The organism is Pseudomonas sp. AC070, assembly GCF_979258635.1.
The window spans coordinates 3772658-3794815 of sequence record NZ_OZ409871.1 but is presented as its reverse complement, the minus strand read 5'-3'; the positions used below and the strand labels follow the sequence as shown (position 1 = coordinate 3794815).

Annotated in this window: 18 protein-coding genes; 15 read left to right on the top strand and 3 right to left on the bottom strand. The window is 61.4% G+C overall.

The genetic code is table 11. The features are described from left to right. Positions 1-18: 18 nt before the first annotated feature. The 8 genes from ACZZ0Q_RS17045 to arfB all read left to right on the top strand — a co-directional run bounded on the left by ACZZ0Q_RS17045 (position 19) and on the right by arfB (position 10445). On the top strand, positions 19-1341 hold the full coding sequence (locus tag ACZZ0Q_RS17045; RefSeq protein WP_463560774.1) for an NAD(P)/FAD-dependent oxidoreductase: 1323 nt from the start codon (positions 19-21) through the stop codon (positions 1339-1341). A gap of 181 nt (positions 1342-1522) precedes the next feature. Then, on the top strand, positions 1523-3931 hold the full coding sequence (locus ACZZ0Q_RS17040; RefSeq protein WP_463541480.1) for an EAL domain-containing protein: 2409 nt from the start codon (positions 1523-1525) through the stop codon (positions 3929-3931). A gap of 484 nt (positions 3932-4415) precedes the next feature. Then, the gene (gene hppD / locus ACZZ0Q_RS17035; protein ID WP_122451817.1) at positions 4416-5513 is read left to right on the top strand and encodes a 4-hydroxyphenylpyruvate dioxygenase; all 1098 of its coding nucleotides are present in this window, start codon (positions 4416-4418) and stop codon (positions 5511-5513) included. Positions 5514-5529: 16 nt separating this feature from the next. Further along, positions 5530-6666, top strand: coding sequence for a homogentisate 1,2-dioxygenase (locus ACZZ0Q_RS17030; RefSeq protein WP_122451816.1), 1137 nt, complete (start codon positions 5530-5532; stop codon positions 6664-6666). A 169-nt stretch (positions 6667-6835) separates the two neighbouring features. Then, complete coding sequence (locus ACZZ0Q_RS17025; protein WP_463541481.1) at positions 6836-7819, top strand: fumarylacetoacetate hydrolase family protein; 984 nt, start codon at positions 6836-6838, stop codon at positions 7817-7819. Between the two features lie 3 nt (positions 7820-7822). Continuing rightward, a complete protein-coding gene (maiA, locus tag ACZZ0Q_RS17020) occupies positions 7823-8473 on the top strand; it encodes a maleylacetoacetate isomerase (RefSeq protein WP_463541482.1) in 651 nt (216 codons plus the stop codon). Between the two features lie 117 nt (positions 8474-8590). After that, complete coding sequence (locus tag ACZZ0Q_RS17015; protein WP_463541483.1) at positions 8591-10000, top strand: amino acid permease; 1410 nt, start codon at positions 8591-8593, stop codon at positions 9998-10000. 31 nt (positions 10001-10031) lie between these two features. Next, entirely contained in the window at positions 10032-10445 is a 414-nt protein-coding gene (gene arfB, locus ACZZ0Q_RS17010) for an alternative ribosome rescue aminoacyl-tRNA hydrolase ArfB (protein ID WP_122451812.1), read from the top strand. 105 nt (positions 10446-10550) lie between these two features. On the opposite strand, the gene ACZZ0Q_RS17005 is transcribed toward arfB, so the two are convergent. Genes ACZZ0Q_RS17005 through phhA form a run of 3 tightly spaced genes read right to left on the bottom strand, consistent with a single transcriptional unit; the run spans position 10551 to position 12907 of the window. Further along, positions 10551-11747: an amino acid aminotransferase gene (locus ACZZ0Q_RS17005; protein WP_463541484.1), complete on the bottom strand. Its 1197-nt coding sequence runs from the start codon at positions 11745-11747 to the stop codon at positions 10551-10553. Next, positions 11744-12100 carry a 4a-hydroxytetrahydrobiopterin dehydratase gene (locus ACZZ0Q_RS17000; protein WP_463541485.1) on the bottom strand — a complete coding sequence of 119 codons (357 nt, stop codon included), beginning with the start codon at positions 12098-12100 and terminating at the stop codon, positions 11744-11746. The genes ACZZ0Q_RS17005 and ACZZ0Q_RS17000 overlap by 4 nt, the downstream gene beginning before the upstream one ends. Before the next feature lie 21 nt (positions 12101-12121). Further along, the gene (gene phhA, locus ACZZ0Q_RS16995; protein ID WP_463541486.1) at positions 12122-12907 is read right to left on the bottom strand and encodes a phenylalanine 4-monooxygenase; all 786 of its coding nucleotides are present in this window, start codon (positions 12905-12907) and stop codon (positions 12122-12124) included. A 275-nt stretch (positions 12908-13182) separates the two neighbouring features. On the opposite strand from phhA, the gene ACZZ0Q_RS16990 reads away from it, so the two are divergent. From ACZZ0Q_RS16990 to argR, 7 genes are all read left to right on the top strand, one after another. After that, the gene (locus tag ACZZ0Q_RS16990) at positions 13183-14736 is read left to right on the top strand and encodes a sigma-54-dependent transcriptional regulator (RefSeq protein WP_463541487.1); all 1554 of its coding nucleotides are present in this window, start codon (positions 13183-13185) and stop codon (positions 14734-14736) included. 237 nt (positions 14737-14973) lie between these two features. Further along, positions 14974-16929 carry an acetate--CoA ligase gene (gene acs / locus ACZZ0Q_RS16985; RefSeq protein WP_463541488.1) on the top strand — a complete coding sequence of 652 codons (1956 nt, stop codon included), beginning with the start codon at positions 14974-14976 and terminating at the stop codon, positions 16927-16929. 982 nt (positions 16930-17911) lie between these two features. Then, a complete protein-coding gene (locus tag ACZZ0Q_RS16980) occupies positions 17912-18691 on the top strand; it encodes an ABC transporter substrate-binding protein (protein WP_463541489.1) in 780 nt (259 codons plus the stop codon). Positions 18692-18873: 182 nt separating this feature from the next. Then, entirely contained in the window at positions 18874-19563 is a 690-nt protein-coding gene (locus ACZZ0Q_RS16975; RefSeq protein WP_271195599.1) for an ABC transporter permease, read from the top strand. Then, the gene (locus ACZZ0Q_RS16970; protein ID WP_463541490.1) at positions 19560-20258 is read left to right on the top strand and encodes an ABC transporter permease; all 699 of its coding nucleotides are present in this window, start codon (positions 19560-19562) and stop codon (positions 20256-20258) included. The genes ACZZ0Q_RS16975 and ACZZ0Q_RS16970 overlap by 4 nt, the downstream gene beginning before the upstream one ends. 61 nt (positions 20259-20319) lie before the next feature. Then, positions 20320-21084, top strand: coding sequence for an arginine/ornithine transport ATP-binding protein AotP (gene aotP, locus ACZZ0Q_RS16965; RefSeq protein WP_122451803.1), 765 nt, complete (start codon positions 20320-20322; stop codon positions 21082-21084). 88 nt (positions 21085-21172) lie between these two features. Continuing rightward, a complete protein-coding gene (argR, locus tag ACZZ0Q_RS16960; RefSeq protein WP_463560773.1) occupies positions 21173-22153 on the top strand; it encodes a transcriptional regulator ArgR in 981 nt (326 codons plus the stop codon). Positions 22154-22158 lie beyond the last annotated feature (5 nt).

The following is a 22158-nucleotide window of genomic DNA, read 5'->3' as shown; positions in this document are numbered from 1 at the left end:
CAAGCTTTAGGTCTTTGTATGACGCTGAACTCCCCTAATCCTGGCGCCGCGCCCACGGCCCACACCGCCTCCTACTACCACGCCACGCGCAACAAACAGATCGACTTTCCGGTGCTCACTGGCGCGCTGGATTGCGATGTGTGCATTGTCGGCGGTGGTTTCAGTGGGCTGAACACGGCCATTGAATTGGCCGAACGCGGCTTGTCCGTGGTGCTGCTGGAAGCCAAGCAAATCGCCTGGGCCGCTAGCGGTCGCAACGGCGGGCAATTGATTCGTGGCGTCGGCCACGACTTGTCGAAATTCGCCAGCCAGATCGGCACCGATGGCGTGGCCACGCTCGAACGCCTGGGGCTGGAAGCGGTGGAAATCGTTCGCCAGCGCGTCGCCAAATACAGCATCGAGTGCGACCTGCGCTGGGGCTACTGCGACCTGGCCAACACGCCGCAGCACTACCAAGGGTTTATCGAAGACAAACAGGCGCTTGAGCGCATGGGCTACAGCCATGAGCTGACCCTGATCGAGCCCGACCAAATGGACCGCGTGGTCGGCTCCAAGGTGTTTGTCGGCGGCATGATCGACAGCGGCTCAGGCCATTTGCATCCGCTTAACCTGGCACTTGGCGAAGCGGCGGTCGCGCACAAACTGGGCGTGCGCATTTTCGAAAACAGCGCCGCGCAGCGCATCGAATACGGCGCCAAAGTGAAAGTGCACACCGCCTCCGGACTGGTGCGCGCCGGCTCGCTGGTGCTGGCGGGTAATGCTCACCTGGCCGGGCTGGTGCCGGAACTCAGCGGCAAAGTGTTGCCCGCTGGCAGCTACATCATCGGCACCGAACAACTCAGTGAAGCGCAGGCCGAGCTATTGATTCCGGGCAACCGCGCCTTGTGCGATCAGCGCGTCGGGCTCGACTACTTCCGCTTGTCTGCCGACCGTCGCCTGTTGTTCGGCGGCGCCTGCCACTACTCCGGCCGCGACCCCCACGACATCGCCGCGTATATGCGCCCGAAAATGCTGCGCGTGTTCCCGCAACTGGCCGACACCCGCATCGACTTCGCCTGGGGCGGCACCATCGGCATCGGCGCCAATCGCTTGCCGCAGATTGGGCGGCTGCGCGGCGAAACCAACGTGTACTTCGCCCAGGCCTATTCCGGGCATGGCGTGAATACCACGCACTTGGCCGGTCGGCTGCTCGCTGAAGCCATCTGTCGTCAGGACAGCACCGGCTTCGACCTGTTCGCGCAAGTGCCGCACATGAAATTCCCGGGCGGCAAATTGTTGCGCACGCCGCTCTTGGCGCTGGGCATGTCGTGGTACCGGCTGCGGGAAATCGCCGGTATTTGAACAACACCGGCGTGTGCGCGCAGGGCCCGAATGCCGGGCCCTGCGCAGCTTCTGCGGTTTGCTTCTATGCTGCAAAAGCCGCCCCCACAAGGCGGGCAGCAATTGGGGACATTACGCGGGAGCGAACCGGGCACTGACCCCGAGGCCTTTCGCTTCATAAGGATTGAGCGGGGCACTTCGAATGCGGGACAAACGTCGCCTGTTCGTGTTGGTGTGGCCTTTTATCGCCATTGTTGTGCTGCAGGCCGCGTTGGCAGGCATCAGCCTGGATGTGATGTCGTCGGTACGCGCCTATGTGACCGGCGAAAGCCTCTGGTCCAAGGGCCAGAAAGATGCATTTTCCTACCTGCATTTGTACGCCGACACCCGCGACGAAGCCGACTACCGCGCCTACCAGGCGGCCATCGCCATTCCCTTGGGCGACCATGCCGCGCGCTTGGCCATGGACCTGCCAACCCCCGACTACCGCGCCGCCCACGAAGGGTTTCTGCGCGGCGGCACGCACCCGCAAGACATTCCCGGCCTTATCTGGCTGTACCGCGACTTTCGCCACTTTAGTTACCTGAGCACCGCCATCGACCATTGGCAGGTCGGCGACCGTTTCATTCTCGCCCTGCAAGACGTCGGCGAGCGCATGCACCAAAGCATCAGCACCGGCAGCGCAACGCCTGAACAGGTGGAGGCCTGGAACGAGCAGATCTACGCCATCAACCAGCAAGTCACCCCGGTGGCCAAAGCCTTTTCCGACACGCTGGGCGAGGGCTCACGCTTTATTCAGCGCTTACTGCTAGGCGCCAATGTGTTGGCCGCTGCCGTGTTGATCGCGCTGGCAACCTTGCGCACGTTAAAGCTGGTGCAACAGCGCGAAAGCTTCGAACTGGCCCTGCAAACGGAAAAGGAGCGGGCGCAAACCACCCTGGCTTCGATTGGCGATGCGGTGATTCGCACCGATGAGCGCGGCTGCCTGGAATACATGAACCCGGCCGCCGAAGACCTGATTCTGTGCCGCAACGAACACGCACGCGGGCGCTCGCTGGGCACGCTGTTCCAGCTGCAAGACAGCGACTGCCAGCAAACCGACACGCCACTGGTGGAGCGCATTTTGGCAGGCGAAATCGGTGGCAGCGCCCATGCTCAGCAAGTGGTGCGCCTGGACGGCAGCAAGGTGGCGGTGGCCTTGGTCAGCGCGCCCATTCGCATCGCCGGGCGCATTGCTGGCGCCGTGCTGGTGCTGCACGACATGACGCGCGAACGTCAGTACATCGACACCCTGTCGTGGCAGGCATCCCACGACGCCTTAACCGGCCTGGCCAACCGCCGCGAATTCGAACAACGCCTGGAAAGCGCCTTGCTGCGCCTGGAAACCCAGGCGGGGCAGCACGCGCTGCTGTTTCTCGACCTCGACCAATTCAAAGTGGTCAACGACACGTGCGGCCATGCGGCGGGCGACCAGCTGTTGCGCCAAGTGTGCGTGCTGCTGCAAGAACACCTGCGCGAAGGCGACACCCTGGCGCGGCTCGGTGGCGATGAGTTCGGCATTCTGCTGGAAAACTGCCCGGCCGCGCCGGCGGCACGTATTGCCGAACTGCTGCGCATGACCGTGCACGACCTGCAATTCGTCTGGGACGGGCGCAACTTCAACATTGGCGTGAGCATCGGCCTGGTGATGCTGGCGCAGTCGCGCATCACCCTCGCCGAGGCGCTGCGCTCGGCCGACATGGCCTGCTACATGGCCAAGGAAAAAGGCCGTAACCGCGTGCAGTTGTACGAGAGCGACGACTCGGAAATGTCCAACCGCTTCGGCGAAATGGCCTGGGTGCAGCGCATTCATGCGGCGTTGGAAGAGCAGCGCTTTTGTCTGTACTACCAACTGATCGCGCCGGTGGCGGCGGAGCAGGGCCGCGGCGCGCACCTGGAACTACTCGTGCGCCTGCGCGACGAAGACGGCCAGTTGGTGCCGCCGATTCGCTTTATTCCGGCCGCCGAACGCTACGGCCTGATGCCGCTGATTGACCGCTGGGTGGTCAGCCATGCGTTTGGCGTGTTGGCGCAACGACAGGCCAACCCGGACAGCGACCCGATCGCCACCTGCGCCATCAACCTGTCGGGGCCGACCTTTGGCGATCAGGCTTTTCTCGGCTTTGTGCGCGAGCAACTCAGCCACTTCAACATCGCGCCGCAGCAAATCTGTTTTGAAATTACCGAAACCAGCGCCATCGCCAACCTGAGCAGCGCCATGCACTTTATCCGCGAACTAAAAAGCCTTGGCTGCCGCTTTTCTCTAGACGATTTCGGCGCGGGCATGTCGTCGTTTGGCTACTTGAAACACCTGCCGGTGGACTACCTGAAAATCGACGGCAGCTTTGTCAAAGACATGCTCGAGGACCCCATCGACCGCGCCATGGTCGAGTCGATCAACCAGATCGGGCATGTCATGGGCAAACTGACCATCGCCGAATTCGTCGAGACGCCGGAAATCATGCAGGCGCTGGCGGAGGTGGGCGTGGATTACGCGCAGGGGTATGCGATTGCCAAGCCGTTGCCGTTTGATGCGCAGGTGCGCTGGAGTGACCAATGTAGGTTGGGTTGAGCGCAGCGAAGCCCAACGCTGTGGTGGTGAACGTAACGAAAGTAGGCCGGGGTGGCAGGTTTTCTTTACGCTTTTGGCGGGGTGAAAGCGGTCAAGTACTCCGCGGTTGAAGGCCTAGGCGGGGCGGACGTTTAGGTTCGCCATGCAAGCCTGGATCCCGAATCGTCGGACCGCCGCCTGCGCGGGGATGACGGAGGTTTGGGTGACGATCGTCTTAAGCTCTATCACCCGTCATTCCCGCGCAGGCGGGAATCCAGGCTAGTGAGGGGAGCGAAACCACCCGGCCAAACGAAAGCCCCCAAAGCGGAGCAAAGCACCGCCTCACCAAACCCGGCCAATTCCCCCCGTAACAAATCCTTGCCACCCCACCCCACAACCCCCTCAAAACCTCCATCCACCCCATCTTGTTCCCGCCCCCCGCAAGCGCTGTTATGAACCCCACCGGCCACCCGGCCCAAGCCATAACAACAATTCAGGAGGCGCAATGAACGCCGTGCACGCTCTCAAACCCGATCCAATCCAGACCCACAACCCCATCGGCACCGACGGCTTCGAGTTCGTTGAATACACCGCGCCGACCCCCGAAGGCATTCAGCAGTTGCGTGAGCTGTTCACGGCCATGGGCTTTACCGAAACCGCCAAGCACCGTTCCAAGGAAGTGTTTCTGTTCCAGCAGAACGACATCAATTTCGTGCTCAACGGCAGCCCCACCGGTCACGTGCGCGAGTTCGGCCTCAAGCATGGCCCCAGCGCCTGCGCCATGGCCTTCCGGGTACAGAACGCCGCACAAGCCGCCGCGTATGTGCAGTCGCAGGGCGCCAAGCTGGTGGGCAGCCACGCCAATTTCGGCGAGCTGAATATTCCTTGCGTTGAAGGCATCGGCGGCTCGCTGTTGTATTTGGTTGACCGTTACGGCGACAAAAGCATTTACGACGTCGACTTCGAATACATCGAAGGCCGCACCCCGAACGACAACGCCGTGGGCTTGCGGGAAATCGATCACCTGACCCACAACGTCAACCGTGGGCAAATGGATGTGTGGTCCGGCTTCTACGAGCGCATCGCCAACTTCCGTGAAATTCGCTACTTCGACATCGAAGGCAAACTCACCGGCCTGCTGTCGCGCGCCATGACAGCGCCGTGCGGCAAGATCCGCATTCCGATCAACGAGTCGGCCGACGATAAATCGCAAATCGAAGAGTTCATTCGCGAGTACCACGGCGAAGGCATCCAGCATATCGCCCTGGCCAGCGACGACATCTACGCCACCGTGCGCCAGCTGCGCGCCAATGGTGTGGACTTCATGACCACCCCCGACACCTATTACGCCAAGGTCGACACCCGCGTGGCCGGGCACGGCGAGCCGACGGCCGTGCTGCAAGAGCTGAACCTGCTGATCGATGGCGCGCCGGGCGATGACGGCATCCTGCTGCAGATTTTCACCAACACGGTGATCGGCCCGATCTTCTTTGAAATCATCCAGCGCAAAGGCAACCAAGGCTTTGGCGAGGGCAATTTCAAGGCGCTGTTCGAGTCGATTGAGGAAGACCAGGTTCGCCGTGGCGTGATTGCGGCGGACTAAGCACAGGAGCTGCACCATGAGCCGCAACTGGATTCAGTTCCCCCTGCGCGAAGGCGAGTGTTCACGGCAAGCGCACTGCGACTTTCCCGAAGGCACCTATGAACGCGAGATGGGCCGCGAAGGTTTTTTCGGGCCCGCCGCGCACCTGCACCACAAGCATCCGCCAACCGGTTGGGTGGACTGGCAAGGCCCGCTGCGCCCGCACGCGTTCGACCTGAATCGGGTGCCGAGCGAAAGCGATTGCCCGCTCGCCGCGCCGCTGGCGCTGCACAACAGCGACGTGCGCATTCGGGTGTGGAAATGCAACGGCGCCATGCGTCACTTGGTGCGCAACAGCGATGGCGATGAACTGTTGTTCGTGCACGAAGGCAGCGGCCATTTCTACTGCGACTTCGGCCACTTGCAGTACCGCGACGGCGATTACCTGGTGGTGCCACGCGGCACCGCCTGGCGCATCGAAGCCAGCGAGCCGACGTTTATGCTGCTGATCGAAAACACCGATGGCGCCTACCAGCTACCCGACAAAGGTCTGTTAGGCCCGCACGCGATTTTCGACCCCGCCGTGCTCGACCATCCCCATCTGGACGACGCGTTCAAAGCGCAGCAAGACGAAAACACCTGGCAAATTCGCATTAAGCGGCGCAATCAGATCAGCACCGTGACCTACCCGTACAACCCGCTCGACGTGGTTGGCTGGCACGGCGACAACACCGTGGTGCGCCTGAACTGGCGCGACATCCGCCCGGTCATGAGCCACCGCTACCACCTGCCGCCATCGGCACACACCACGTTTGTGGCCAATGGATTTGTGGTCTGCACCTTCACGCCGCGCCCGGTCGAAAGCGACCCCGGCGCGCTGAAAGTGCCGTTCTATCACAACAACGACGACTACGACGAAGTGCTGTTTTACCACCGTGGCAACTTCTTTAGCCGCGACAACATCGAGGCCGGCATGGTCACGCTGCACCCCTGCGGCTTCCCCCACGGCCCACACCCCAAAGCCCTGAAAAAGAGCCAGGAAAGCCCGGCGACTTTTGTCGAGGAAGTAGCGGTGATGATCGACACGCGGCGCGGCCTGGAAATTGGCGAAGCCGCGGCGGCGGTGGATGTGGCGGCGTATGTGGATTCGTGGCGGGCGCCGGGGAAGGGTTAGACCGGTTTTTGCCCCGGCCCTCTCCCCCGGCCCCTCTCCCGCAGGCGGGCGAGGGGAGACCAGCCGACCGCGTTCAGTTCCCCTCGCCCGCGCGCGGGAGAGGGGCTAGGGGAGAGGGCAGCGGTCCCACGCCCTACACAACCTCAACACACTCGAAGATCAGAATTCTATGAAACTCGCATCCCTGAACACCGGCCGTGACGGCCAACTCATCGTCGTTTCCCGCGACCTGATCCGCGCCATCAAAGTCCCGGGCATTGCACTCACCCTGCAAGCCGCCCTCGACAACTGGATCACCGTCCGCCCGAAACTCGAAGCGGTATACCAACGCCTTAACGACGGCCTAGAAGGCGAAGCCTTTGCCTTCGACCAAAGCGCCTGCGCCAGCCCGTTGCCGCGCGCGTATCACTGGGCCGACGGCAGCGCCTACGTCAATCACGTGGAGCTGGTGCGCAAAGCCCGTGGCGCTGAGATGCCGGAAAGCTTCTGGCACGATCCGCTGATGTATCAAGGTGGCGCCGACACATTTATCGCGCCCCACAGCCCGATTCTGATGGCGGACGAAGCCTGGGGCATCGACCTCGAAGCGGAAATCGCCGTGGTCACCGACGACGTGCCCATGGGCGTGTCGGCGGCCGAGGCGGGCGGGCATATCCAATTGCTGATGCTGGTTAACGATGTGTCGCTGCGTAACCTGATTCCCGGCGAACTGGCCAAGGGTTTCGGTTTTTACCAAAGCAAACCGTCGTCGAGTTTTTCGCCGGTGGCCATCACCCCGGACGAGCTTGGCGAAAGCTGGCGTGACGGCAAGGTGCATCGCCCGCTGACCTCGCACATCAACGGCGAGCTGTTCGGCCAGCCCGACGCCGGCACCGACATGACCTTCAACTTTCCGACGCTGCTGGCTCACGCGGCGAAAACCCGGGCGCTGGGCGCCGGCAGCATTGTTGGTTCCGGCACGGTGTCGAACTACGACCGCAGCGCCGGTTCCAGTTGCCTGGCTGAAAAACGCATGTTGGAAATCGTTGAGCAAGGCGAGGCAAAAACGCCGTTCCTGCGCTTTGGCGACCGGGTGCGCATCGAGATGTTCGACGCGGCGGGGCAGAGCATTTTCGGCGCCATCGATCAGGTGGTCACTGCGTACCGAGGCTGAGCCATGCTGACGCTCTATGACTACTGGCGCTCCAGTGCGGCGTACCGGGTGCGCATCGCGCTGAACCTTAAAGGCCTGGCGTACCAGTCGGTGCCGGTGCATTTGGTCAGAGACGGTGGTGAGCAGCACAGCGCCGACTACAAGGCGCTGAACCCCCAAGGGTTGTTGCCGCTGCTGGTGGATGGCGACACTCGCATCGCGCAGTCCATGGCCATTCTCGAATACCTCGAAGAGTGCTATCCGCAACCGGCGCTGCTGCCCCGCGACCCAAGCCTGCGTGCGCAAATTCGCAGCGTGGCGCTGCATATCGCCTGTGATATTCACCCGTTGAACAACTTGCGCGTGTTGCAGTACTTAAGCGGAACGTTGGGCATAGAGACGGCGGCCAAAGACGCGTGGTACCGGCACTGGGTCGATAGCGGGCTGGCGGCGGTTGAACAGAACCTGCAGCGAATGCCGAGCGAACTGTCGATGGGCGAGCGGCCTGGTTTGCTGGAGGTTTGCCTGGTGCCGCAGGTGTACAATGCCCGCCGTTTTAACTGTGACCTCCATGCGTACCCACGCATTCTCGCTGTAGTCGAGCGCTGTAATTCCCTTGAAGCATTTGCCAATGCGACACCGGAGGTGCAGCCCGACGCTCCCCCGCTGATGTAGGTGTAAAGGGGCGCGCCGACCACACCAAGGCCGCGCGCCCGCCTTGCTGAATTCCGCCGCGCCACAAGCGCGGCGGGTCCGATCCCGTCACAGATAAAAACAAGTAGGTGACGTTACATGCACGACAGTCAGTCCTCCGGCCAGCTCAAACGCGGCCTGAAAAATCGCCACATCCAATTGATCGCCTTAGGCGGCGCCATCGGCACCGGGCTTTTCCTGGGCTCGGCCGGGGTACTGAAAAGCGCCGGGCCGTCGATGATTCTCGGCTATGCCATTTGCGGCTTTATCGCCTTTTTGATCATGCGCCAGCTCGGCGAAATGATCGTCGAAGAGCCGGTAGCCGGGTCGTTCAGTCACTTCGCACACAAATACTGGGGTGGTTTCGCCGGCTTTTTGTCCGGCTGGAATTGCTGGGTTCTGTACATTCTGGTGGGCATGTCCGAGCTCACCGCCGTGGGTAAATACATTCACTACTGGTGGCCGGAAATTCCGACTTGGGTGTCGGCCGCTGTGTTCTTCGTGCTGGTGAATGCCATCAACCTGGCCAACGTAAAACTGTTCGGTGAGGCGGAATTCTGGTTCGCCATGATCAAGGTGGTGGCCATCGTCGGCATGATCGCCCTGGGCTGCTACTTGCTGGTCAGCGGCGCTGGCGGTGAGCAGGCGATGGTCAGCAACCTGTGGGCCCACGGCGGATTCTTCCCCAACGGCATCAGCGGCTTGGTCATGGCCATGGCCTTTATCATGTTTTCCTTTGGCGGCCTGGAAATGCTCGGCTTCACCGCTGCCGAAGCGGATCAGCCAAAAAGCGTGATTCCCAAAGCGATCAACCAGGTCATCTACCGCATCCTGATTTTCTACGTCGGCGCCCTGGTCGTGCTGTTGTCGCTGACGCCCTGGAACCTGTTGCTCGAACACATCAACAGCGCCGGCGACCCGTACAGCGGCAGCCCGTTTGTGCAGGTGTTCTCGCTGCTGGGCAGCAACACCGCCGCGCACTTGCTCAACTTTGTGGTGCTGACGGCGGCGGTGTCCGTTTACAACAGCGGCACCTACTGCAACGGCCGCATGTTGCTGGGCCTGGCGGAGCAGGGCGACGCGCCCAAAGTATTCGCCAAAGTGGATAAACGCGGCGTACCGGTAAACGCCTTGCTGCTCTCGGCGCTGGTGACGGTGCTGGCTGTGGTGGTGAACTACGTGGTGCCGCAAAACGCGCTGGAACTGTTGATGTCGCTAGTAGTGGCGGCGTTGGTGATCAACTGGGCAATGATCAGTTACTCGCACCTGAAATTCCGCCAGCGCATGGAACAAACCGGCGTACGCACCGCCTTCCGCGCCTTGCTGTTCCCCTACGGCAACTACCTGTGCCTGGCCTTCGTGCTGTTCATTCTCGGCGTGATGCTGCTGATTCCGGGCATTCAGGTGTCGGTGTACGCGATTCCGGTGTGGCTGGTCATCATGTGGGCGTGCTACCGATTGAAGCTGTCGCGGGCACGCACCGCCGCGTTGCAAGTCGCCACAGACTGACCCCTGCAAAAAGCAAAAGAGCGAACGTCCAATGCTGGAGATTTCCAACAACGTGCACCTACCCGACGCCGAGATTGAGCTGAGCGCCATTCGCGCTCAGGGCGCCGGTGGGCAGAACGTGAACAAAGTCTCCAGCGCCATGCACCTGCGCTTCGACATCAACGCCTCGTCGCTGCCGCCGTTCTACAAAGAGCGGCTGCTGCAATGGCGCGACAGCCGCATCACCAGCGATGGCGTGGTGGTGATCAAGGCGCAGCAATACCGAACCCAGGAACAGAACCGCGCCGATGCGCTTGAACGCCTGAAAGAGCTGATTCTGGCCGCCAGCAAAGTGGAGAAAAAACGCCGGCCGACCAAACCGACGTTGGGCTCGAAGAAGCGGCGGTTGGAGGGCAAGAGTCAGCGTGGGGCGATCAAGGCGGGGAGGGGGAAGGTGGAGTTTTGAGGTAAGTCCGCTTTAAAAGCTCGAGGCTAAAGCCTCTCCTACAGATTGCGCAGTACCTGTAGGAGAGGCTTCAGCCTCGATTCCTGCAAACACAGGATGTCGCGATCAACCACCCACCTTGGCAATCGCCGCCGCCAGATAATCCAGCCGCCGTTCATCAATCCCCGCCACATTCGCCCGCCCCGAGCTGACCATGTACACGCTGTGCTCATCGCGCAGTCGCTGTACCTGCTCGGCACTCAACCCGGTATACGAAAACATCCCGCGCTGGCTGCCAATATGGGCGAAACGCTCAGTCAAACCATACGGCTGCAAGGCCGCCAGCAAACCCTGACGCAGCTGGGCAATGCGCACGCGCATGGCCTCGACTTCAGCCTGCCAGGTCAGGCGCAAACCCTCATCCGCCAGAATCTGCGCCACCACCGCCGCGCCATGGGCGGGCGGGGTGGACCACAAGTTGCGCGCGATGGCTGCCAGTTGGCTGCGCACGTCGGTGAGTGAATCCGGGGTGGCGCTCACCACCACCAGCGCACCGGTGCGTTCGCGGTAGAGGCCGAAGTTTTTCGAGCACGAACTGGTGATCAGCACTTCCGGCAATTCAGCCGCGAACAGGCGCACGGCCCAGGCGTCCGCTTCCAGGCCTTCGGCGAAACCCTGGTAGGCGAAGTCGATCAGCGGCAGCAGCTCGCGCGTGCGCACCACGTCCAGCACCTGACGCCATTGAGCCTGATCCAGGTCGAAGCCGCTGGGGTTGTGGCAGCAGGCGTGCAGCAACACCACATCGCCGCGCGGAATTTGCTGCAGCGCGGCGAGCATGGCGTCGAAGGCCAGGCGGTTGTCGGCGTCGACATAGGGGTAGTGATGCACCGCCAGCCCGGCCGCCGCGAACAGGGTTTCGTGAATCGGCCACGTTGGATCGCTCAGCCAGATGCCGCGCCCAGGCAGGCAATGGCGAATAAAGTCGCCGGCCAGGCGCAACGCGCCGGTCCCGCCTGGAGTTTGCGTGGCGCCAGCGCGGTTGCCGGTCAGCAGCGCCGAGTCGGCGCCCAGCACAAGGCGCGCCAAGTGCTGGGTGAACAGCGGGTCGCCATGGCCGCCGATGTAGCTCTTGGTGGTTTCGCTATCGACCAGGTGGCGCTCGGCAATTTTCACCGAGGGCAGAATCGGCGTGTTGCCGTGGGGATCTTTGTACACGCCCACACCGAGGTCGATTTTGTGCGGATTGCTGTCGCTGCGGTAGGCGTCGATCAAGCCGAGAATCGGGTCGCCCGGCACGCGTTTCACCGTGTCGAAATGGCTCACTTCACGCCTTCCGCGGTCTTGGCCACCTGATCGGTGCGTGCCGCCATGATGAAGTCGTTGCGGTGCAGGCCTTTGATCGAATGGCTCCACCAGGTGACGGTGACTTTGCCCCATTCGGTGAGCAGGCCAGGGTGATGACCCTCGGCTTCGGCGATATCGCCGACGGCATTGGTGAAGGCCAGGGCATGTTTGAAGTTTTTGAAGTCGTAGCGTTTTTCCAGTTGCAGCACGCCGTCGCGCACTTCGATGTTCCAGTCCGGTATTTCCTTGATCAGCACGGCCAGTTCGTCATCCGACACTTTCGGCGCATCGGCTTTGCAGGCTTCGCAGTGGGCTTGGTTCAGGGCAGTCATCGGGGGCTCCAGTCAGAAAAGTCAGGCCGCTTTCGGCGGAAATTTTGCGGGGTGCAGGCCCAGTTGGGCAGCTTGGGCAACCATCGCCATGAGGTCTTCGTGGGCGAGGTCGAACAAGCGCTTGAGGTCGGGCAGCACGAAATACAACGGTTGCAAGATGTCGATCCGGTAGGGCGTGCGCATCGCGTCCAGCGGGTCGAAGGCTTGATGCTCCGGTGCATCGGACAGGCTATAGAGGGTTTCCTTCGGCGAGGAAAGAATGCCGCCGCCATAAATCCTGCGGCCGTGTGGCGTGTCGACCAAGCCGAACTCGATGGTCATCCAGTACAGCCGGGCAAGAAACACGCGCTGCTCTTTGCTGGCCTTGAGGCCCAGCTTGCCGTAGGTGTGGGTGAATTCAGCGAACCAGGGGTTGGTGAGCAGCGGGCAGTGGCCGAACACCTCGTGGAAAATGTCCGGCTCTTGCAAGTAGTCGAGTTCTTCGGGCGTGCGGATAAACGTGGCGACCGGGAATTGCTTGCTGGCGAGTAATTCGAAGAACGTCTGGAAGGGAATTAGCGCCGGTACCCGCGCCACCTGCCAGCCGGTGGTCGCGCCCAGCACGCGGTTGATTTCGCCCAGCTGCGGAATGCGCTCATGGGGCAGGGCCAATTGCTCGATGCCGTCGAGGTATTCCTGGCAGGCGCGGCCTTCGACCAGTTTCAGCTGCCGCGTAATCAAGGTGTTCCAGACTTCATGCTCGGCATCGGGGTAGTCGATAAACCCCTTGCCGTCCGGCTCGCGTGCCACGTAGTGCGACTGCTTCATCGCTGCCTCTCTCGTTGTTGTTATTGACGACCGCTTGTGGAGCTAGAGATAACCTGCGGCGGGCCTGATTTCAGCTGGGCCGCGGCAATACGGCGTGATGACGGGTGTTCAAAACCGTAAAGAAATGATGACAAGCGAGCGAAAGCAGCGAGGCGTCGTATTGCTGGCGCGCTCATTCGTAAACTATCCTTTACGAAAATTCCGCCGCGTCGTCAGATTTTCCTGATAGCGACGGTGATAGCAGCGCCTATCAGAACAACAACAATGAGCCCGCCATGCGTATCAAAGTCCATTGCCAGAACCGGATTGGCATTCTTCGCGACATCCTCAATCTGCTCGTCGAGTACGGCATCAACGTCGCGCGCGGCGAGGTCGGCGGTGAGCAGGGCAACGCCATCTACCTGCATTGCCCGAACCTGATCAACCTGCAATTCCAATCGCTGCGACCTAAGTTCGAGGCGATTGGCGGTGTGTTCGGCGTTAAGCGCGTGGGGCTGATGCCCAGCGAGCGGCGGCACCTGGAATTGAATGCGTTGCTGGGGGCGCTGGAGTTTCCGGTGCTGTCCATCGACATGGCTGGCTCCATCGTCGCGGCAAACCGGGCGGCGGCGCAGTTGCTGGGCGTGCGCGTTGATGAAGTGCCAGGCATGCCGCTGTCGCGTTACGCCGAAGACTTCGACTTGCCGGAGCTGGTGCGCGCCAACAAATCGCGCATTAACGGCCTGCGGGTGAAGATCAAAGGCGACGTGTTCCTCGCCGACATCGCGCCGCTGCAAACCGAGCACGAAGAAAGCGACGCCATGGCCGGCGCGGTGCTGACCCTGCACCGCGCCGACCGGGTAGGCGAGCGCATCTACCACGTGCGCAAGCAGGAACTTCGCGGCTTCGACAGCATTTTCCAGAGTTCGCGGGTGCTCGCCGCCGTGGTGCGTGAAGCCCGGCGCATGGCGCCGCTGGATGCGCCATTGCTGATCGAAGGGGAAACCGGCACCGGCAAGGAACTGCTGGCCCGCGCCTGCCACCTGGCCAGCCCGCGCGGCCAGTCATCGTTTATGGCGCTCAACTGCGCGGGCTTGCCCGAGTCGATGGCCGAAACCGAGCTGTTCGGCTACGGCCCCGGCGCGTTCGAAGGGGCGCGCCCCGAAGGCAAGCTTGGCCTGCTGGAACTGACGGCGGGCGGCACGCTGTTTCTCGACGGCGTCGGCGAAATGAGCCCTCGCCTACAAGCCAAACTGCTGCGCTTTCTGCAAGACGGCTGCTTTCGCCGCGTTGGCAGCGACGAAGAGGTGTACCTCGACGTGCGGGTGATTTGTGCCACTCAGGTGGACTTGTCCGAACTGTGCGCCAAAGGCGAATTCCGCCAAGACCTGTACCACCGTCTGAACGTGCTGAGCCTGCACATTCCACCCCTGCGCGAATGTCTCGATGGGCTGATGCCGCTGGTTGAACACTTCCTCGACCAGGCCAGCCGGCAAATCGGTTGCCCGCTGCCCACGCTCGCGGCGCCGGCCTTCGAGCGGCTGAACCACTACCACTGGCCGGGCAACGTGCGGCAGTTGGAAAACGTGCTGTTTCAGGCGGTGTCGCTGTGCGATGGCGCATTGGTGAAGGCCGAGCATATCCGCCTGCCGGACTACGGCGCGCCGCAGCCGCTGGGCGACTTTTCTCTGGAAGGCGGGCTGGACGCGATTCTCGGGCGCTTTGAACAGGCGGTGCTGGAGCGGCTGTATCACGAGCACCCGAGTAGTCGGCAGTTGGGCAAACGGTTGGGGGTTTCGCATACCACCATTGCCAACAAGCTGCGGCAGTATGGGTTGGGTAAGGAGTAAACATCGGCCCTCACCCCCAGCCCCTCTCCCGCAAGCGGGAGAGGGGAGCCTTACCGCAATTTGTCATGCCACCTCGTTCAGTCCCCTCGCCCCGGAGGGGAGAGGGTTAGGGTGAGGGGAGCGGGTTCTCGCCTGTGGTTCACGCGCCCCGGTAAGACCATGGTCGAATGGCCCAGCGGGGAGGGGAGGGCTACAAAAGGCGCCATACAAAAACAACGGTTGCCCGAGGTATCCCCGATGAGTGCTGTGTATCCCGTACGTCCTGAGGTCGCGGCTAACACGCTGACCGACGAGGCCAGCTACAAGTCCATGTACCAACAGTCGGTGGTCAATCCCGATGGCTTCTGGCGTGAACAGGCCCAGCGCCTGGACTGGATCAAGCCGTTCTCGGTGGTGAAACAAACCTCGTTTGACGATCACCACGTGGACATCAAATGGTTCGCCGACGGCACCCTGAACGTGTCTGCCAACTGCCTGGACCGCCACCTGGCCGAGCGTGGCGATCAACTGGCGATCATCTGGGAAGGCGACGATCCTTCCGAACACCGCAACATCACCTACCGCGAGCTGCACGAAGAAGTCTGCAAATTCGCCAACGCCCTGCGCGGCCAGGACGTGCACCGCGGCGACGTGGTGACCATCTATATGCCGATGATTCCCGAAGCTGTGGTCGCCATGCTGGCCTGTGCACGCATCGGCGCCATTCACTCGGTGGTGTTCGGCGGCTTCTCGCCGGAAGCCCTGGCCGGGCGCATCATCGACTGCCGTTCCAAGGTGGTGATCACCGCCGATGAAGGCCTGCGCGGCGGCAAGAAAACCCCGCTTAAAGCCAACGTCGACGACGCCCTGACCAACCCGGAAACCAGCTCGATTCAAAAAGTGATCGTGTGCAAGCGCACCGGTTCGCCTATCAAGTGGAACCAGCACCGCGACATCTGGTACGAAGACCTGATGAAGGTGGCCGGCAGCGTCTGCGCGCCGAAGGAAATGGGCGCTGAAGAGGCCCTATTCATCCTTTACACCTCCGGCTCCACCGGCAAACCCAAAGGCGTGCAACACACCACCGCCGGTTATTTGCTTTACGCCGCCCTGACCCACGAGCGCGTGTTCGACTACAAGCCGGGGGAGGTGTACTGGTGCACTGCCGACGTCGGTTGGGTTACCGGCCACAGCTATATCGTGTACGGCCCGCTGGCCAACGGTGCGACCACGCTGCTGTTCGAAGGCATTCCGAACTACCCGGACATTACCCGGGTGTCGAAGATCATCGACAAGCACAAGGTCAACATCCTCTACACCGCGCCGACTGCGATCCGCGCCATGATGGCCCAGGGCAAGGCGGCCATCGAAGGCGCCGACGGCTCAAGCCTGCGTCTGCTGGGTTCGGTGGGCGAGCCGATTAACCCGGAAGCCTGGAACTGGTACTACGAAACCGTTGGCCAGTCGCGCTGCCCGATTGTCGATACCTGGTGGCAGACCGAAACCGGCGGCGTGCTGATCAGCCCACTGCCAGGGGCCACGGCGTTGAAGCCTGGCTCGGCGACCCGGCCTTTCTTCGGCGTGGTGCCGGCGCTGGTGGATAACCTGGGCAACCTGATCGAAGGCGCGGCCGAGGGCAATCTGGTGATCCTCGACTCGTGGCCAGGTCAGGCGCGCACGCTGTACCGCGACCACGACCGCTTCGTCGACACCTACTTCAAAACCTTCCGTGGCATGTACTTCACGGGCGACGGCGCGCGCCGTGATGAAGACGGTTACTACTGGATCACCGGCCGCGTCGACGACGTGCTCAATGTGTCCGGCCACCGCATGGGCACCGCCGAAATCGAAAGCGCCATGGTCGCCCACCCGAAAGTGGCCGAAGCCGCCGTGGTCGGCATGCCGCACGACATCAAAGGGCAGGGCATCTACGTCTATGTCACGCTCAACAACGGCGAGGAGCCGAGCGAAGCGCTGCGCCAGGAACTCAAACAATGGGTGCGCAAAGAGATCGGCCCGATTGCCGTGCCGGACGTCATTCAATGGGCGCCGGGCCTGCCGAAAACCCGCTCGGGCAAAATCATGCGCCGCATCCTGCGCAAGATCGCCACGGCGGAGTACGACAGCCTGGGCGACATCTCTACCCTGGCCGATCCGGGTGTGGTGCAGCATTTGATTGATACGCACAAGGCGATGCAGCAAGCGGTGGCGTAACGGCTTCGCTGTAGCAAAACGCCCGCTTGGTTGCGGGCGTTTTGTTTTGCGCCTCTCTTGCACCTAACACCGTCATTGCCGCGCAGGTGGAGGTGCGACGATTCGGAGTCCAGAGCTTCGAAGAATTGGATTTCCCTGTCAGATACTGGATCCCCGCGTTCGCGAGGATGACGGGGGTTTTTACTGATGGCTGTGTGTCGACTGATGCAAAGCAGGAGTACGAAAACCCCAAACAAAACACCCGTCATTCCCGCGCAGGCGGCGGTGCGACGATTCGGAATCCAGAGTTTCGAAAGAATTGGATTTCCCTGTCAGATACTGAATCCCCGCGTTCGCGAGGATGACGGGGGTTTTTACTGATGGCTGTGTGTCGACTGACGCAAAGCAGGAGTACGAAAACCCCAAACAAAACACCCGTCATTCCCGCGCAGGCGGGAATCCAGAGTTTCGGATTTGGCTCGATCTTCGAGCCAATGCAAAACTCTGGATCCCGAATCGTCGAACCGCCACCTGCGCGTGGATGAAGGGTGTTGTTAAAAAGATTTTTATCCGCCTTTAACCCACCCGGTATCACCCCCGACCCACAACGGGGCAATCGGAAACAGTCTGCCCACTTTGCGGGCGATTTATGCTTGCGGAAAAAACAACTCGCCGTGCAAAACCCAATGCCCGCAAGGGTCCATAAAAACCTGGCCCAAATCCTGCTGTAGTTTCCCGTTTACCCGCGTCCTCGCGGCTGCCGCTTTTCGCAGCTGCTGTCAATAGCTCAAGCGCCTCCCAAAGCCGTTTTGTAATTACTTGTCGCATTGAAGAAATATCGGCTTTAGGGCTGTCGTTAGAATGCCGCCACCCAGACGCCGCTACTCGCGCGTCGGCCGATGAGCTTCGTCCCTTCGGGTTATCACCCGGCAAAGATGGCGACTCTTCCTATAATTTCACGGTCGGCCTGTTACCCAGCGCACGACCTAATAAGGAGTCCACGATGAAGAAGCTCGCCCTTCTCGGCGCCCTGGCGGTGTCGCTGCTGTCGCCCCTGGCCATGGCCGATGATGCCAAGCCCCTGCGTATCGGTATTGAAGCGGCTTACCCGCCCTTCGCCTTCAAGACTCCTGACGACAAAATCACCGGCTTCGACTACGACATCGGCATGGCCCTGTGCGAAGAGATGAAGGTCGAGTGCAAATGGATCGAGCAAGAGTTCGACGGTCTGATCCCGGCGCTGAAAGTTCGCAAGTTCGACGCGATTCTGTCGTCCATGTCGATCACCGACGACCGTAAGAAGTCAGTCGATTTCACCGGCAAGTACTACTCCACCCCAGCCAAGCTGGCGATGAAGGCCGGCACCACCCTCAACGACCCACTGGCCGACCTGAAAGGCAAGAAAGTCGGCGTGCAGCGTTCCTCGGTTTATGACCGTTACGCCACCGAAGTCTTCGCCCCGGCCGGCGCCGAAATCGTGCGTTACAGCTCGCAAAACGAAGTGTTCCTCGACCTGGCTTCGGGCCGCCTCGACGCTACCCTGGCGGACTCGGTGAATATCGACGACGGCTTCCTGAAAACTGACGCCGGTGAAGGCTTCGCCTTCGCCGGCCCAGACTTCACCGAAGAGAAATACTTCGGTGAAGGTCAAGGCATTGCTGTGCGCAAGGGCGACAAAGCCCTGGCCGACAAGATCAGCGCGGCCATCCTGGCCATTCGCGCCAATGGCAAATACAAGCAAGTGCAAGACAAGTACTTCGCCTTCGACGTTTACGGCAAGTAACTCCAGCACGCTGACAGTGGCACAGGCTCGATTGACGGGATGTGCCACTTTTTGTTTGCGCCACAGATCTCTGTGGGAGCGGCTTTGGCTGCGATGCGGTTATCGCTTAAAGCGAGTGCGGCCAACCGCAGTGCCGGACTGGCTTCTCCCTCAGCGACCTTTATTCTCACGGGCTCTTCATCATGCTCAACGGCTACGGCTCGACCATTCTCGACGGCGCATGGCTGACCATTTCCTTGGCGCTGACTTCGATGGCGCTGGCGATTGTGCTCGGCCTGATCGGCGCTGCGTTTCGTTTATCGCCGATCAAGTGGCTGGCATTGCTGGGCGAAACCTACGCCACGGTCATTCGCGGTATTCCCGACCTGGTGCTGATTCTGCTGATTTTCTACGGCGGCCAAGACGTGGTGAACCGCGTGGCGCCGCTGCTGGGCTTTGAGGACTACATCGACCTGGACCCGTTCGCCACCGGCGTGTTCACCATGGGTTTTATCTTTGGTGCGTACCTGTCGGAAACCTTCCGGGGCGCCTTCATGGCCATTCCCAAGGGGCAGAGCGAGGCGGGCGCCGCCTACGGCATGAGCGGTATGCAGGTGTTCTTCCGGGTGCTGGTGCCGCAGATGATCCGGTTCGCCATTCCCGGTTTTACCAATAACTGGCTGGTGTTGGTCAAAGCCACCGCCTTGGTCTCGACGGTGAGCCTGCAAGACATGATGTTCAAAGCCAAGAACGCCGCCGACGCGACGCATCAGCCGTTCACCTTCTACCTGGTGGTGGCGGCGTTGTATTTGGCGATCACCAGTGTGTCGTTGCTGCTGTTGCGGGCGTTGGAAAAACGCTATTCGGTCGGCATGAAGGTGGCTGAATTATGATTTTCGACTTCGCGCCCATTTGGGAAAACATCCACCTGTACCTGGGTGGCATCCTGATCACCCTTAAGCTGTTGCTGATTTCCCTGACGGTTGGTCTGGCGGCTGCCGTGCCTTTGGGTTTGATGCGTGTGTCCCGGCAGCCGCTGGTGAATGCCACGGCCTGGCTGTACACCTACGTGATTCGTGGCACGCCGATGCTGGTGCAGCTGTTCCTCATCTACTACGGCTTGGCGCAGTTTGCCGGTGTGCGCGAAAGCGTGCTGTGGCCGTACCTGTCCAACGCCACGTTTTGCGCCTGCCTGGCGTTTGCCATCAATACCAGCGCGTACAGCGCGGAAATTCTTGCCGGTAGTTTGAAATCGATTCCCCATGGCGAAATCGAGGCGGCCAAGGCCATGGGCATGTCGCGCGCCAAGCTGTACCGCCGCATTCTGCTGCCCTCGGCCCTGCGCCGGGCGCTGCCGCAGTACAGCAACGAAGTGATCATGATGCTGCACACCACCAGCCTGGCGTCGATCGTCACGCTGGTGGACATCACCGGTGCGGCGAAAACCATCAACTCGCAGTTCTACCTGGCCTTCGAGGCCTATATCACTGCCGGTGCCATTTACCTGTGCCTGACCTTCGTGCTGGTGCGCCTGTTCAAGCTGGCCGAGCGCCGCTGGCTGGCCTACCTGGCGCCGCGTAAGGCCTGAGAAATTTCCGAATTAGCAACGCCAGCCACGGCTGAACCCTTGCCTGCCGAGAACCTGAACCATGTACAAACTTGAAGTCCAAGACCTGCATAAACGCTACGGCAGCCATGAAGTGCTCAAGGGCGTGTCGCTGGCAGCCAAGGCGGGCGATGTGATCAGCATCATCGGCTCCAGTGGTTCGGGCAAAAGTACCTTTCTGCGTTGCATCAACCTGCTGGAGCAGCCCCACGGCGGCAAGATTCTGCTCAATGGCGAAGAGTTGAAGCTGGTGGCCAACAAGGAAGGCGCGCTGAAAGCCGCCGATCCCAAGCAGCTGCAACGCATGCGCTCGCGTCTGTCGATGGTGTTTCAGCACTTCAACCTGTGGGCGCACATGACTGCGCTGGAAAACATCATCGAAGCGCCGGTGCATGTACTCGGCGTGCCGAAAAAAGAAGCCATCGAAAAGGCCGAGCATTACCTGGCGAAAGTCGGCGTGGCCCATCGTAAAGATGCCTACCCGGCGCATATGTCGGGCGGCGAGCAGCAGCGCGTGGCCATCGCCCGCGCCCTGGCGATGGAACCGGAAGTGATGCTGTTTGACGAGCCCACCTCGGCGCTTGACCCCGAGTTGGTCGGCGAAGTGCTGAAAGTGATGCAGGACCTGGCCCAAGAGGGGCGCACCATGGTTGTGGTCACCCACGAAATGGGTTTTGCTCGCGAAGTTTCCAACCAACTGGTGTTTCTGCACAAAGGCGTGGTGGAAGAGCGCGGTTGCCCGAAGGAAGTGTTGGTCAATCCGCAGTCCGACCGTCTCAAGCAATTTCTTTCCGGCAGCTTGAAGTAAGCTTCAGCGCGGCTATTAACCTAAGACTGCTTCGTAGCAGCACAACCGGCCATGTGAATGCATGGCAACAGAGCCTAGACTGCCAGCCATGACTGCCCACCGAATCGGTTTTCTCCTCTGGCCCAACACCAAGGCCATGACCCTGGCTCTGGCCGAAGAAGCCTTGCGTGTCGCCCAGCGGGTGCACCCCGAAGTGGCCTATGAACTGGTATTTCTCCAGGCCGAACCGGCCACCGAGGGCGCCTGGCGTCTGCCCGGCGAGCCCTGGGCCGGCAAGCTCGAAGGCTGCCAGAAACTCTTTCTGTTAGCGGACGAGCCGCCAGGGCACCTGGCCCCGGCGCTGTCCAGCGCACTGAAACAAATGGTGCGCGCCGGTTGCGTGATTGGCGGCTTGTCGGCAGGCGTGTACCCGCTGGCGCAACTCGGTTTGCTCGACGGCTATCGCGCCGCCGTACACTGGCGCTGGCAAGACGACTTCACTGAACGTTTCCCCAAAGTGATCGCCACCAGCCATTTATTCGACTGGGACCGCGACCGTCTCACCGCCTGTGGCGGCCTGGCCGTGCTGGACCTGCTGCTGGCCGTGCTGGCCCGCGACCACGGCGCTGAGCTGGCGGGTGCGGTGTCGGAAGAGCTGGTGGTCGAGCGCATTCGCGAAGGCGGCGAGCGCCAACGCATTCCTCTGCAAAACCGCCTCGGCTCCAGTCATCCCAAGCTGACCCAGGCCGTGTTGTTGATGGAAGCCAATATCGAAGAGCCGCTGACCACCGACGAAATTGCCCAGCACGTCTGCGTGTCGCGCCGTCAGCTCGAACGCATATTTAAGCAGTACCTCAACCGCGTTCCAAGCCAGTACTACCTGGAACTGCGCCTGAACAAAGCGCGCCAACTGTTGATGCAAACCAGCAAATCGATCATCCAGATCGGCCTTTCGTGCGGCTTCTCCTCCGGCCCGCACTTCTCCAGCGCCTACCGCAACTTCTTCGGCGCCACCCCCCGCGAAGACCGCAACCAACGGCGCAGCAGCAGCCCGTTTGAACTGAGCTCGATTCCGTCCGAACGCGGCTAATTTGC